Source organism: Paenibacillus sp. y28 (genome assembly GCF_037137075.1).
Taxonomy (GTDB): Bacteria; Bacillota; Bacilli; order Paenibacillales; family NBRC-103111; genus JBBBNV01.
In genome coordinates this window covers 311,585-325,245 of the sequence record NZ_JBBBNV010000001.1, presented here as the reverse complement: position 1 = coordinate 325,245, position 13,661 = coordinate 311,585, and the positions used below count along the sequence as shown (strand labels likewise).

Genomic DNA, 13,661 nt, shown 5'->3' with positions numbered 1-13,661 from the left:
CGCGACCGGATTAGCGAGCTGAAGGCTCAACTGACGGAGGTTGTGCGCCACCGCAGACTTCACCGCGAACGCCGCAAAAAGGTCGGTGCGTACCAGGTTGCTCTGGTCGGCTATACAAATGCGGGGAAATCGACCCTGCTCAAACGGCTGACAGGCGCGGATGTGCTGGTGGAGAACCAGCTGTTTGCGACGCTCGATCCGACCTCGCGGCTGCTGGAGCTGCCGGGGGGCAAGGAGATTGTTCTGACCGATACGGTCGGCTTTATTCAAAATTTGCCGCACGACCTTGTCGCAGCATTCCGCGCTACACTGGAGGAGGCGGCGGAGGCCGATTTTATTCTGCATGTGGTTGACAGCGGCAGCAGCCTGCGCGAAGTACATATGGCCGTCGTCCAGCAGGTGCTGGAGGAGCTCGGCGCCCATCAAAAAGAAAGCATGACGGTATATAACAAGATTGACACGCTTCCCGTCGAAGAGCAGCTGCTTTTACCGGCCGGAGAAGATGCGCTTCTGGTGAACGCATACCTTGACGACGATTTGGCGCGTCTGAAAAGGGCCATTGAGGACCGTTTGATGGGAGATATCGTATCTTACCGCATTCCGGCTGAAAAGGGAGATATTATTTCCTTGCTTTATCGTATTGGCGACGTGCTTGACCAGCAGGCGGAGGACGACCAATTGGAGTTTCAGGTCCGGGTCAAAAAGCAGGAATATGAGCAGCTTGGCTACAAGCTTAGCAGCTATGAGGTTACAACAACCAAGGAAGAGGCACAGGGGAGAGCGTAACGACAATGGAATACAGCATGGAGAAGCTGGAACAGCTTGTAGAGCAAATAGAAGGCCGCCTATCCGGCCGTTTCGGGGAAATTGAACGGATTATTGACGCGAACCAATGGAAGGTCATCCGCGCGTTTCAAAAGCATAGAGTAAGTGATTACCACTTCGCAGGGTCTTCAGGGTATGGCTATAATGACCGCGGGCGCGAGGTGCTGGATTTGGTGTATGCGGATGCATTCGGGGCGGAGGCTGCGCTTGTGCGTCCGCACTTCGTATCCGGTACACATACGATCGGCACAGCCTTATTCGGGCTGCTGCGCCCGGGAGACGAGCTGCTGTACATTACCGGACGCCCGTATGACACGCTGCATAAAGTTATCGGCAAACCCGGGGATGGCACGGGATCGCTGCAGGATTGGGGCGTCGGCTACCGGGAAGTGCCGCTAACCGAGGAGGGAGCCCCTGATTATGAAGCGATACGGGCTAGCATTCGTCCGGAAACGAAGGTCATCGGCATTCAGCGTTCCCGCGGCTATGATTGGCGTCCGTCCCTGACCGTTGAGCAAATCGGACAAATGACGGCGTTTGTGAAGTCCATCCGATCCGATCTGATTGTATTCGTAGATAATTGTTACGGGGAATTTACAGAGCGGCTGGAGCCGACGGAGGTCGGCGTCGATATTATGGCAGGCTCCTTGATCAAAAATCCCGGCGGAGGCATAGCTCTCACCGGAGGTTATATCGCCGGTAAATCGCCTTACGTGGAGCTGGCGGCATACCGCCTGACTGCCCCGGGCATCGGCGGAGAGGTCGGGGCGATGCTGGGCACGCTGCGCAGCATGTTTCAAGGGTTGTTTCTTGCCCCGCACTTTGTCGGACAAGCTATCAAAGGCGTAACGCTGGCGTCAGGCGTATTTGACAGTCTGGGCTTCGCCACCTCACCATCCTGGGAGGTGCCGCGGACAGATTTGATTCAAGCCGTCCGCTTCACCTGTGCCGAGCATTTGATCGCATTTGTACAAGGGATACAGATGGCTGCGGCGGTGGATTCCCACGTGGTTCCTGAGCCTTGGGATATGCCGGGCTATGAGCATCCTGTCATTATGGCGGCGGGAACCTTCATTCAGGGCGGCAGTCTGGAGCTGTCGGCCGACGCGCCGATCCGCGAGCCGTACATTGCGTATATGCAGGGTGGACTTACGTATTCTCACGTCAAATTCGGTATCATTCAAGCGCTGGGGAATATGCAGCGGTCCGGGCTTTTATCACAAATGTAACAATTTCTTACATTTAAAACCTGACATTCCTTGACACATTTAAAATATAACGCTACAATGTAGTTATCACACAGTTTTGGAGTGGTGCAAATGAGTGACGATTTACGCCGTAATATGGCATTGTTCCCGATTGGTATTGTTATGAAGCTGACCGACTTAACGGCAAGACAGATTCGATACTATGAACAACATGAATTAATTATTCCGGCCCGTACATCCGGAAACCAGCGTCTGTTCTCGTTCAACGACGTTGAACGGCTGCTGGAAATTAAAGCGTTGATTGAAAAAGGCGTCAATATCGCCGGGATTAAGCAGGTCGTCAAGCCAATGGACGCCGAATCCGAAGAAGCGACTGTCATCAATGAACAAACCGAGGTGAAGCGCAGGGAGCTGACGGATTCCCAGCTGCACAAGATGCTGAAGCAGCAGCTGCTGACCGGTAAACGGCCGGGCCAGGTTTCACTGATTCAAGGAGAGCTGTCGAGGTTTTTCCACTAGACCGTATGCGTGCGAATTGCTCCGCCATTCGATTTGGCTCGCACACAGGCCCGTCCCTGCGATAAAGGGCGATAAGGCCGACAATCTAGCATTAGATAAAGGAATATATCCACCCTAGGAGGCGTTGCATTTGGCTTACACAAAACAGGATATTATGCGCATTGCCAAAGAACAAAACGTACGTTTTATTCGCCTGCAGTTCACCGATCTGCTCGGAACGATTAAAAACGTTGAAATTCCCGTCAGCCAGCTGGAGAAAGCGCTTGATAACAAAATGATGTTTGACGGCTCCTCCATTGAGGGCTATGTCCGGATCGAAGAATCCGATATGTACCTGTACCCGGATCTGGATACTTGGGTCGTATTCCCATGGGTGACAGAGGATCGCGTGGCACGTTTGATTTGTGATATTTATTTGCCGGACGGACGCCCGTTCCCTGGAGATCCGCGCGGAATTTTGAAGCGCTGTCTGAAGGAAGCGGAAGAAATGGGCTATACGGCAATGAATGTCGGCCCGGAGCCGGAGTTTTTCCTGTTCAAAACCGATGAAAAAGGAAATCCGACCAATGAGCTGAATGACCAAGGCGGGTACTTCGACCTTGCGCCGACAGACCTTGGCGAGAACTGCCGTCGTGAAATCGTGCTCACACTGGAAGAAATGGGCTTCGAGATCGAAGCATCTCACCACGAGGTTGCGCCGGGACAGCATGAAATCGATTTCAAATATGCCAATGCTTTGAAGGCGGCCGACCAAATTCAAACCTTCAAGCTGGTAGTAAAAACGGTGGCCCGCCAGCATGGCCTTCATGCAACGTTCATGCCGAAGCCGCTGTTCGGCATGAACGGCTCCGGAATGCACTGCCACATCTCACTCTTTAAAGGCAACGATAATGCGTTCTACGATGAGAAAGACCGTCTCGGCCTGAGTGCATCGGCGCGTTACTTTATGGCAGGTATTTTGAAGCATGCCCGTTCATTTGCAGCGGTAACCAACCCGACGGTCAACTCCTATAAGCGCCTTGTGCCTGGTTATGAAGCGCCTTGCTATGTAGCCTGGTCTGCCAGCAACCGCAGCCCGATGGTTCGTATTCCGGCATCCCGCGGCCTCAGCACTCGGATTGAAGTACGGAATCCGGACCCGACAGCCAATCCGTATTTGGCTCTGGCGGTTATGCTGTTCGCAGGACTTGACGGCATCAAGAATAAAATGGCTCTTCCGGCGCCAACTGACCGCAACATCTACGTTATGACGGAAGAAGAGCGCGAAGAGCAAGGCATTCCAAGCCTGCCGCTCGATCTGAAGCAGGCGCTTGACGAATTGCTGACAGACGAAGTCATCTGCGAAGCTCTGGGCGACCATGCGCTGGCTCACTTCTACGAGCTGAAGGAAATTGAATGGGATATATTCCGTACCCAAGTGCATCAATGGGAACGTGACCAATACTTGACGCTGTATTAAGACATTTCATGTCGGGAGTGTATACAAGCAGCTCCAAGCATGGATAATTGTGATGAACAAATGGAATCCCCGCTAGCTGATGGCTGGCGGGGATTCTGTTTGTTCAAGTCCGATGGTTTAGTTTACAGTCCGAAAAAATGGAAGTGTGGCAGGGGAATGCCAAGAATAGAGGAAAAAGCATAAAGCGCCCTGCCTGATAAGGCAAGGCGCGATTACTACGCGATTACCACGCCATTACTTTGAGGCGCTTCTTTCCGCAATTGACACGCATCAAGCGTTGCACCGCCTTGGCAGCAGAGCGGGTAGTGCTGGTCATTAATTATAATGAAACAACACTATCAAACAAAACTACCAAAAAATGATAGATGAACAGGTAATGCAGCACTTCCAGGTTAACGCTGCTTGCAAAACAAACGCCCGACCGGCATTTATGCTGGCGGGTGTTTGTTTATTTGTGCTTGTTTATGTGCTACATCCGGCGAAAATCGCGGAACAAGCCAATGACTTTACCTAAAATGGTGACTTGCGTCAAAAGAATCGGCTCCATTGTTGAATTTTCCGGCTGCAGACGAATGTGGTCCTTTTCCTTGTAAAACGTCTTGACGGTAGCCTCATCATCCTCATTCAGAGCAACGACGATATCCCCGTTATTGGCAGTGGCTTGCTGGCGTACGATTACCATATCGCCGTTGCGGATGCCGACCTCAATCATACTATCCCCGACAACATTCAAGACAAACACTTCTTCATCACGAGTAAAATCGGCAGGAAGCGGAAAATAATCCTCGATGTTCTCGGCGGCGGTAATTGGTTGCCCTGCAGCGACTTTCCCCAGAATCGGCACTCGAGAAACGGAGAGGGCAAAGTCACCGAATGCATCATCGTTGTTCAGCACTTCGATAGCGCGGGGCTTCGTCGGATCGCGTCGAATAAGTCCCTTCTTCTCAAGGCGGTCCAAATGTCCGTGAACGGTGGAGCTGGAGGCTAGGCCGACGGCTTCTCCGATTTCACGAACGGAGGGCGGATAGCCTTTCTCGCGTACTTCGTTCTTAATAAAATCAAGAATCGCTTGTTGACGGTTTGATATTTTACCCATAGCCATCTCCCCAAACATATGTACTATATCCAAAGTATACCACAGAACCGGAGTTCGTACAAACATAAGTTCTAATAAGTAGAAAGTGTTTTAAACGCGCCAAAAACGTGAAATAAAATGCGAAAATATGTTCGTAACTATATTGACGGAAACAAGTGTTCTTGTTAGGATATGTACAAGAGTTAATAAGAACACTTGTTTGGAGTGAGCGAAATGGAACACATAAACGCACAGCGTAATAAACATATTCTGAAGGTTATTTTCTTTATTTGCATGATAGGGCTCAGCTTTTTGTGCGGGGCGCTCGTGCAGGCGTACGGTGAAAGCGGAGAGGCGCAGTCCGATACGGTGGAGCAGGTGCAGGAAGAAGCTCCCGGCGAGGCTTCAGATACAGATAAGAACGGACACGCCACACCCCATGGACATTCAAAAGCAGTGATTGTGGCGGCGGGAGATACGCTCTGGTCGATTGCCCGGGAATACGGTCCGAAGGATGCGGATATCCGGGAAAGCGTGTATCATCTGAAGCGCATCAACAAGCTGAAGGGAAGCACAATAACTATCGGACAAACGCTTGTTCTTCCATTTTGAAACGAAAGCACAAGAAGTACGGCTTACACGGGTAGAAAACTTGACAAGCAGCGCTGCGGCATGTCAGAGTAAGAAGGTATATCTTGTGTAACGGAGGAAGCCAATGATTGATGACCAAAAGATCGCACGTATTAATGAATTGGCCCGAAAAGCCAAAACAACAGGACTTACCAAAGAAGAGCTTGCTGAGCGGGATGATTTGCGCCGCCAGTACTTGGCGGGCATCCGGCAATCGTTAAAGAATCAGCTGGACAACATTGAAATTGTTGATGATGTCAAGCCGCATTAAGACTGTGGTTAAGGATTTCTAGGGCCTTTCAGCAAAAAGGCAGCGCTTTAAGGGAAGCAATGAACGCAGTGAAAGGGGAACGGTATGTCTCGCAAGTGGGAACGAATGGTTCAAAAAAATACAAAGCAAGTCAATAAAGTGCGCGGTAAATCAGGCCAGCAGGCGATCCAAAGCGGCAAAGCTGCGGACGGGGGAATTATCCATCGGGGAAGGAGTATTCTTTACAGCGTATTGCTGTGGGGGGTCTCCTTATTCATGTTTGTAGCCTACGTCGGAACGGAACTGCAGGATGGCTGGTATTGGTTTACGGTTATCGCCTACTTTTTACTTGGTTTGTTTATCTTTTTCCTGAAACGTCCTTATTTGAAAATCGGCAAGGCGTTCCTTGCGACACGTCGATGGAACCGGGAAAAACGGATTGAAGCTTCAGAAGTAGCCAAAATTGTGCTTGCGCCAAGCTACGTTCAGATTGAACCGGCAGGAAAAGGTCAGCGCTGGGTGTTCAGCAAGCCTTTCAACCTGTTTCCTGTTCAACGCATGACGGAGGATTTGCGCGAGTTTGCAGAGCGAAATCACATTGAAGTATCGGAAGTAACAAAATAATATGACATCATGTTTATGTCCATCATGAACTGAAACAATCAAAAGGGGATTAAGCTACAATGGCAATTAAAGCAGTATTATTTGACTTGGATGACACCCTGCTGTGGGATGACCGAAGTGTAAAAGAAGCCTTTGAAGCCACTTGTCAGACGGGAAGCGCAGAAACAGGCTTAAATGCGGTTGCTTTGGAAGAGAGCGTACGTAAGGAAGCGCGCGCGCTGTATGAGTCGTACGAAACCTTTCCATTTACGAAAATGATCGGGATTAACCCGTTTGAAGGGCTGTGGGCAAATTTTGCCGAAGGGGATCAGGAGGAATTCTGGAAGCTGCGCAAGCTTGCTCCGGTGTACCGCGAAGAATCCTGGTACCGCGGTTTAAAAGCCCTCGGTACGGACAACCGCGAGCTGGCTTCGAAGCTGGCTGAGATGTTTCCGGCAGAACGCCGTAAACGCCCTTACATATACGAGGAAGAGACATTCCAAGTCCTTAACGCTTTGAAGGGAAAAGTGAAGCTGCTCCTGCTTACGAATGGTTCGCCTGATTTGCAGAAGGAAAAGCTGGCCGGCGTGCCTGAGCTTGCGCCTTACTTTGACCACATTATCATCTCCGGGGAGTTTGGCAGAGGGAAGCCGGATACGTCCATTTTTTATCATGCTATGAACCTGCTGCAAATTACTCCGGAAGAAGGCTTAATGGTAGGGGACAAGCTGACCACGGATATTCTTGGTTCTAATAGCGTTGGAATGCATTCTGTTTGGGTCAATCGTCACGGCGCACAGCGTTCGGATGAAATTGTTCCGGCATATGAAGTTAAACACTTGTCTGAGCTGTTCGGCATTATTGAGTCCTTGGCCTAAGCGTAACCGGCGGTTAGCGCCTTCAGTTCCAGGTCTGGAATGGCAAGATCAGGCCAATAGCTGTCCGATGTGGCGTCATGTAATGATGATCAAGCACCAAACGTCGGTATTTCGGTGTAGAAATCAGACGGTCTTCCGCTTGACCTTGATGACAAAAGGGCTGCTTGTTCACATGAATACGGCTTGAAACGAGCGGCTTGGCATGAGCGTGGCAGCTAGAAGCAGCCGGCAAGCACGCGTTGTGGCGCCATTGAATAAGTCTGGCGTATTCAACAAAAACCCGATCCGCTGCAAGCGGATCGGGTTTTTGTTCTTTTCCGTGCCGTGCTCGTAATTCCGAATGTTCGGCGCGCTTTTCATGACACCGGCCAGCCTGATTCAAAGCAGCGTACGTCATGTACAGCTAACTGCTGCCCAGATGACGTCAGGTGTTAGACGGCCTTACGCTTTTTGGAACGTTGGGTCTTCGAACGGGTGAGCAATCCAGCCCTCAGTTTCGATAAACAAGCGGACTGCGACGATTTTACGGTTTTCCATCAAGGTGAAGAAGTGTGCAAAGCCTTCCGGAACGGAGATAACGTCACCAGCTGTCAGCTCAACATCAAAATATCCCACTTCTTCAGAGCCTTTAATTACGAAGATGCCTTTGCCGGCAGTAATCGCACGAACTTCATCTTCCGTGTGCGTGTGCACCTGTTCGAATTTTTTAAGCAGCTCTTCCAGGTTCGGCGTGGCGTCGGACAAGGAGATGAGGTCCCATGTACGGTAACCGCGGCGCGCAGCCAGATCGCGGATTTCCGCATCAAAGGTTGATAAAATTTGCTGCTTTTCTTCGTCGGTCAGAACGAATTTCTCTTGCAATTCTGCAGGCAGCTTGCTTGGGTCCCAATGTTCATACAATACCTCGTGTTTTTGCAGGAACGCTCTTACCTCAGCTTCACCGGTGATGCGCTCATTTGTATTGCGAATGCGAATTTCAGCCATGGATAATTCCTCTCTTTCCAATCGGAAATGTATAGTATAACTAGTCTACTTTGATTATAGTGTAAAAACGGGTTGTTGTCGATTAGCATATTTAAAAATATACTTAAGCTTGCAGCGCGATTTTACAATGAAAACGAACGAATTTACTTTAGGAGAAGAACCAGTTTAATCTGGACGATTACCGGCAACAGGATGTCGATAAAGCCCCGGTAAATTCGTTATGACGTTAGAAATCACCACCAGGGGGGACAGCGCGATCGGCGTATTGCTGCTTTCATGAAATGCGTCGAGTTCTATGCGTGCAGATCCCGGTGCGCAGTGTGGCGTCGCATGTCGCATGAGGGTTGTAATCACAATAAAGATTGAAGAACAGAATAGAGCGGGGCAGCTTGAAGCATTCGCTGTTTAGAGCTGATTGGGACGGCTAATCAAAGCTGCAGCGGAAGCCTGCTTGCTTATTACAGCCGGTTTGACGAAAATCCGGATGTGGTCGACCGACCGCCGTCATGCAGCGAAACACCTCGCGCTGGGAACTGCGACGCGGTGCGGAAAGAAGCGCAAGCCGTATGATGCGACCGACAGCGAACAAAGATAGCCATCGCCCCCATCGCCCGGTTCTTTTCTGTCCAATGGAGTCGGCGGATATAGATGCCGCATATAACGGCTGTTTTTCCAATTAAAAGAAAATTTCAGGAATTCTCATACGAAAATAGGCGTTTGTCCATGCTTTACTTCACTTCGGTGAACAATTCTGTTACACTAAAATTTATCAAAATTTGCATACGGAAGCAGGGAGAAGGACGTTCATGAGCAGCAAACCACCCATTCAAGAAGAGTTGAAAAAAAGAATCCTGATTCTCGACGGCGCAATGGGCACGATGATTCAGGCCGCTGATTTGACAGAGAAAGATTTTGGCGGAGAAGAATTTGACGGCTGCAATGAATTGCTGTCCATAACTCGGCCGGATGTCATTTCCCGCATTCATGAGATGTATTTGGAAGCCGGAGCAGACATTTTGGAGACGAACACGTTTGGCGCGACTAGTGTCGTTTTGGCTGAATACGATGTACCGGAACGGGCCCGGGAGTTGAATCTGGCGTCAGCCCGCCTGGCTGTTGAAGCGGCCAAAAAATACTCGACACCGGAGAAGCCGCGCTATGTTGCAGGCGCACTTGGACCTACAACCAAAACGCTGTCGGTTACCGGGGGCGTAACCTTTGAACAGCTGGTTGAATCATATTATGAGCAAACCGTCGCTTTAATCGAGGGCGGTGTCGATGCGATTTTGCTCGAAACCTCACAGGATACCCTTAACGTTAAGGCGGGCAGCATTGGGGTTCGCCAAGCGTTTGAAGCAACGGGAGTAACACTTCCGATTATGATTTCCGGTACGATTGAGCCGATGGGAACGACACTGGCCGGTCAAACCATTGAGTCGTTCTATATATCGCTTGAGCATCTCAAGCCGATTTCGATTGGACTTAACTGTGCTACCGGGCCTGAGTTTATGCGGGACCATATCCGTACGCTGTCCGGTATTGCTTCTACAGCCGTCAGCTGCTATCCGAATGCCGGATTGCCGGATGAAAACGGAAAGTACCATGAATCACCCGATTCGCTTGCCAAGAAGCTGGCGGGCTTTGCCGAGCAGGGCTGGATCAATATCGCAGGCGGCTGCTGCGGAACGACGCCGGATCATATCCGGGCGATGGCTGAGATTATGAAGGAATACAAGCCTCGGGAGGCTAACGGTACTCACCCGCCGGCAGTGTCGGGGATTGAGACGGTTTATATTGAATCAGAGAACCGCCCGTACATGGTCGGGGAGCGGACAAACGTACTCGGTTCCCGGAAGTTTAAACGCCTTATTGCGGAGGGCAAATACGAAGAGGCGTCGGAGGTTGCCCGTGCCCAAGTGAAGGGCGGCGCGCACGTCATTGACGTGTGCTTGCAGGACCCGGACCGGGATGAAATGTCCGATATGGAAACCTTCCTCAAGGAAGTCGTCAAAAAGGTGAAGGTGCCGCTCGTTATCGACTCAACAGATTACAACGTCATCGAGCTGGGGCTCAAATATTCCCAGGGTAAAGCGATCATTAACTCCATTAACCTGGAGGATGGGGAAGAGAAGTTTGAGCACGTCGTGCCGCTCATTCATAAATATGGCGCTGCTGCCGTAGTCGGGACCATCGATGAACGGGGGCAGGCTATTACAGCTAAAGACAAACTGGAAGTCGCGAAGCGTTCTTACGACCTGCTTACCGGAAAATACGGGATGCAGCCGGAGGATATTATTTTTGACCCGCTGGTGTTCCCGGTCGGTACCGGAGATGAGCAGTATATTGGCTCTGCCGGGGAAACCATAGAAGGGATTCGCCTGATTAAAGAGGCGATGCCGAGAACGCATACGATTTTGGGCTTAAGCAACGTATCCTTCGGCTTGCCGCCGGCCGGCCGGGAGGTTCTGAATGCGGTCTATTTGTACCATTGTACGAAGGCTGGCCTGGACTATGCGATTGTCAATACCGAGACGCTGGAACGGTATGCCAAAATTCCCGAAGAAGAACGTACGCTTGCGGAAAATCTGATTTTTAATACCAATGACGAAACGCTGGCTGAGTTCGTCGCTGTTTTCCGGGTCAAAAAGGTGGAGAAGGCCGAGAAGGTCAGCAATTTGTCGCTGGAGGAGCGTTTGGCTTCTTATGTGGTTGAGGGAACAAAAGAAGGGCTTATTCCGGATTTGAACGAAGCGCTGACCAAATATGCCCCGCTTGAAATCATTAACGGTCCGTTGATGAAAGGCATGGAGGAAGTCGGCCGCTTATTCAATAACAACGAGCTGATTGTTGCCGAAGTGCTGCAAAGCGCGGAGGTCATGAAGGCTTCCGTCGGCCATCTGGAGCAGTTTATGGAGAAGGCGGAGTCAGCAGTGAAGGGCAAAATTTTGCTCGCGACGGTGAAGGGCGATGTGCATGATATCGGCAAAAACCTGGTCGAGATTATTTTGTCGAATAACGGCTACAAAATTATTAACCTCGGGATCAAGGTGCCGCCGGAGCAGCTGATTGAGGCGTACCATAAGGAAAAACCGGATGCCATCGGCTTGTCCGGGCTGCTTGTTAAATCCGCGCAGCAAATGGTCATTACGGCTCAGGATTTGAAGGCTTCGGGCATTGATGTGCCGATTATGGTCGGCGGGGCGGCATTAACCCGCAAATTCACCCGGACGCGGATTGCACCGGAGTATGACGGTATCGTGTTGTACGCCAAGGATGCGATGGACGGACTGGATTTGGCCAATAAGCTCAGTAACCCCGAGCAGCGCGCCCGGATTATTGAGGAGCTGCGGGAAGCGAAGGAATCGGACGTCATGGATGCCGGCAAGCAGACCGCTGTGGCGAACGCGCCGGCCGTAACCCGGGCCCGCAGCGCGAAGGTAGCCGATGTTGCGCCGGAAATTCCGCCGGATTTGGACCGTCACGTGCTTCGGAAGTATCCGATCACGCATATTATGCCTTACATCAATATGCAGATGCTGCTCGGTCATCACCTGGGCTTGAAGGGCAGTGTTGAGAAGCTTCTCGCTGAAGGGAATGAGAAGGCCGTTCAGTTGAAAACGGTCGTCGATGAAATTTTGCAGCAGGCGGCGACAGGCGGCTTGATTGAAGCCAATGCCGTATACCGCTTTTTCCCGGCACAGTCCTCCGGCAACGATATCGTGATATACGACCCTGAGGATCACAGCAAGGTGCTGCATCAGTTCTCCTTCCCGCGGCAGGAGATGGAGCCGTTCCTCTGCTTGGCGGATTATTTGAAGCCGGTAGACAGCGGCGTGATGGATTATGTTGGATTTTTCGTCGTTACGGCGGGCAAAGGCATCCGGGAGAAATCTACGGAATGGCGGGATCAAGGGGATTATCTTCGCTCCCATGCGCTGCAGTCTGTCGCGCTGGAGACAGCAGAAGGGCTTGCGGAGCGTGTGCATCAGATGATGCGCAGCGCATGGGGCTTCCCGGACCCAGCAGAAATGACGATGAAGCAAATTCATGGCGCGCGCTACCGCGGGCAGCGGTTCTCGTTCGGCTATCCGGCATGCCCGAATTTGGAGGATCAGGAGCCGCTGTTCAGGCTTCTGCAGCCGCAGGATATCGGGGTGGAGCTGACGGAAGGCTTCATGATGGAGCCTGAGGCATCTGTCTCCGCAATGGTATTTGCGCACCCGTCTGCGCAGTATTTTAACGTTGAAAAAGTGCGGTGATCGCGATTGGATTTATATTTTCTCGGCACGGGGGCAGGAATGCCCTCCAAACAGCGCAATGTCACGTCGATTGCACTGCGTTTGTATGACGAGCGGGGAACCTTCTGGATGTTCGACTGCGGGGAAGGCACGCAGCATCAAGTGCTGCATGCGCCCCTCAAGCTGAGCAAGCTGGAGAAGCTGTTCATTACGCATCTGCATGGTGACCATTTGTTCGGTGTTCCCGGACTGCTGTCCAGCCGTTCCAATCAAGGAGCGGAAGGCTTATTGACTATATATGGCCCGGCAGGCATTCGCGACTGGATTGAGCTGACAATATCGCTGAGCCAGTCACGGCTCTCGTACCCGCTTGAAATCGTTGAGGTGCAGGAAGGAATCGTGTTCCAGGATGAACGCTTCACCGTCGAAGCCGCACTGCTGGACCACCGGATTGACAGCTACGGCTACCGTGTAGTGGAGGCTGATCAGGAGGGTCCGCTGCTCGTGGAGCGTCTGAAGGAGCTTGGAGTGCGTCCGGGTCCGCTGTTTGGGAAGCTGAAGGCTGGTGAGGACGTCGTGCTGGAGGACGGGCGTGTGCTGACGAGCCGCGAATTTGTCGGTAAGCCTATTCCGGGCAAGGTAGTTGCCATTCTGGGCGATACCCGGCGCTGCGAGGCGGCGGAGCGGCTTGCTCAGCAGGCGGATGTGCTTGTTCATGAGGCTACGTTCGGCGCAGAGCTGCCTCATCTGGCGGAAGCTTATTACCATGCTACCAGCCTTGAAGCGGCTCAGACGGCGCATGTAAGCGGCGTAAAGCGGCTTATACTGACGCATATCAGCTCGCGTTATCAGGAGGAGGGGCATGAGCAGCTGCTGCTGGATGCGAAGCAGGTATTCGGCAACACGGAGCTGGCGCATGATTTTAGCCAGTTTGATATTTGAGCACGTAAAAAGCTTGCAAGGTTATAAAATGCTGTACCCGGCGCCAGAGG

13 protein-coding genes are annotated in these 13,661 nt (G+C 51.6%); 10 read left to right on the top strand and 3 right to left on the bottom strand.

The window, feature by feature from the left end; all coding sequences use genetic code 11:
- The 4 genes from hflX to glnA all read left to right on the top strand — a co-directional run.
- Positions 1-786: GTPase HflX (gene hflX / locus WBG83_RS01400; protein WP_336741998.1), on the top strand; the 786-nt coding region annotated here is incomplete at its 5' end.
- A 17-nt stretch (positions 787-803) separates the two neighbouring features.
- Complete coding sequence (locus WBG83_RS01395) at positions 804-2,054, top strand: methionine gamma-lyase family protein (protein ID WP_442955778.1); 1,251 nt, start codon at positions 804-806, stop codon at positions 2,052-2,054.
- Positions 2,055-2,144: 90 nt separating this feature from the next.
- Positions 2,145-2,552, top strand: a complete 408-nt coding sequence (locus tag WBG83_RS01390; RefSeq protein ID WP_336741994.1) for a MerR family transcriptional regulator — start codon at positions 2,145-2,147, stop codon at positions 2,550-2,552.
- Between the two features lie 130 nt (positions 2,553-2,682).
- Entirely contained in the window at positions 2,683-4,011 is a 1,329-nt protein-coding gene (gene glnA, locus WBG83_RS01385) for a type I glutamate--ammonia ligase (RefSeq protein ID WP_336741992.1), read from the top strand.
- 469 nt (positions 4,012-4,480) lie between these two features.
- On the opposite strand, the gene lexA is transcribed toward glnA, so the two are convergent.
- A complete protein-coding gene (gene lexA / locus WBG83_RS01380) occupies positions 4,481-5,107 on the bottom strand; it encodes a transcriptional repressor LexA (protein ID WP_336741990.1) in 627 nt (208 codons plus the stop codon).
- Positions 5,108-5,320: 213 nt separating this feature from the next.
- Between lexA and WBG83_RS01375 the strand changes: the two genes are divergently transcribed.
- The 4 genes from WBG83_RS01375 (at position 5,321) to WBG83_RS01360 (ending at position 7,447) form a co-directional block, all read left to right on the top strand.
- Positions 5,321-5,698, top strand: coding sequence for a LysM peptidoglycan-binding domain-containing protein (locus tag WBG83_RS01375; RefSeq protein ID WP_336741989.1), 378 nt, complete (start codon positions 5,321-5,323; stop codon positions 5,696-5,698).
- Between the two features lie 103 nt (positions 5,699-5,801).
- Positions 5,802-5,987, top strand: coding sequence for a DUF896 domain-containing protein (locus tag WBG83_RS01370; RefSeq protein ID WP_336741987.1), 186 nt, complete (start codon positions 5,802-5,804; stop codon positions 5,985-5,987).
- An 84-nt stretch (positions 5,988-6,071) separates the two neighbouring features.
- Positions 6,072-6,590, top strand: coding sequence for a hypothetical protein (locus WBG83_RS01365; protein ID WP_336741985.1), 519 nt, complete (start codon positions 6,072-6,074; stop codon positions 6,588-6,590).
- Positions 6,591-6,649: 59 nt separating this feature from the next.
- Positions 6,650-7,447 carry an HAD family hydrolase gene (locus WBG83_RS01360; RefSeq protein WP_336741983.1) on the top strand — a complete coding sequence of 266 codons (798 nt, stop codon included), beginning with the start codon at positions 6,650-6,652 and terminating at the stop codon, positions 7,445-7,447.
- Positions 7,448-7,469: 22 nt separating this feature from the next.
- Here WBG83_RS01360 and WBG83_RS01355 read toward each other — a convergent pair whose 3' ends face one another.
- Both WBG83_RS01355 and WBG83_RS01350 read right to left on the bottom strand, forming a co-directional pair.
- Positions 7,470-7,844: a hypothetical protein gene (locus WBG83_RS01355; protein WP_336741981.1), complete on the bottom strand. Its 375-nt coding sequence runs from the start codon at positions 7,842-7,844 to the stop codon at positions 7,470-7,472.
- A 44-nt stretch (positions 7,845-7,888) separates the two neighbouring features.
- Positions 7,889-8,431: a 1,2-dihydroxy-3-keto-5-methylthiopentene dioxygenase gene (locus tag WBG83_RS01350; RefSeq protein WP_336741979.1), complete on the bottom strand. Its 543-nt coding sequence runs from the start codon at positions 8,429-8,431 to the stop codon at positions 7,889-7,891.
- Between the two features lie 806 nt (positions 8,432-9,237).
- Between WBG83_RS01350 and metH the strand changes: the two genes are divergently transcribed.
- Together metH and rnz are read left to right on the top strand one after the other, a co-directional pair.
- A complete protein-coding gene (gene metH, locus WBG83_RS01345) occupies positions 9,238-12,690 on the top strand; it encodes a methionine synthase (protein ID WP_336741977.1) in 3,453 nt (1,150 codons plus the stop codon).
- Positions 12,691-12,696: 6 nt separating this feature from the next.
- A complete protein-coding gene (gene rnz / locus WBG83_RS01340) occupies positions 12,697-13,611 on the top strand; it encodes a ribonuclease Z (RefSeq protein WP_336741975.1) in 915 nt (304 codons plus the stop codon).
- Positions 13,612-13,661: the final 50 nt, after the last annotated feature.

Bases quoted from the DNA above. Each gene is read 5' to 3' on its own strand.
- WBG83_RS01355 (WP_336741981.1), bottom strand. From the start codon at position 7,844: ATGACGTACGCTGCTTTGAATCAGGCTGGCCGGTGTCATGAAAAGCGC.
- WBG83_RS01375 (WP_336741989.1), top strand. From the start codon at position 5,321: ATGGAACACATAAACGCACAGCGTAATAAACATATTCTGAAGGTTATT.
- metH (WP_336741977.1), top strand. From the start codon at position 9,238: ATGAGCAGCAAACCACCCATTCAAGAAGAGTTGAAAAAAAGAATCCTG.
- WBG83_RS01395 (WP_442955778.1), top strand. From the start codon at position 804: ATGGAGAAGCTGGAACAGCTTGTAGAGCAAATAGAAGGCCGCCTATCC.
- WBG83_RS01350 (WP_336741979.1), bottom strand. From the start codon at position 8,431: ATGGCTGAAATTCGCATTCGCAATACAAATGAGCGCATCACCGGTGAA.
- WBG83_RS01360 (WP_336741983.1), top strand. From the start codon at position 6,650: ATGGCAATTAAAGCAGTATTATTTGACTTGGATGACACCCTGCTGTGG.
- WBG83_RS01390 (WP_336741994.1), top strand. From the start codon at position 2,145: ATGAGTGACGATTTACGCCGTAATATGGCATTGTTCCCGATTGGTATT.
- WBG83_RS01370 (WP_336741987.1), top strand. From the start codon at position 5,802: ATGATTGATGACCAAAAGATCGCACGTATTAATGAATTGGCCCGAAAA.
- lexA (WP_336741990.1), bottom strand. From the start codon at position 5,107: ATGGGTAAAATATCAAACCGTCAACAAGCGATTCTTGATTTTATTAAG.
- WBG83_RS01365 (WP_336741985.1), top strand. From the start codon at position 6,072: ATGTCTCGCAAGTGGGAACGAATGGTTCAAAAAAATACAAAGCAAGTC.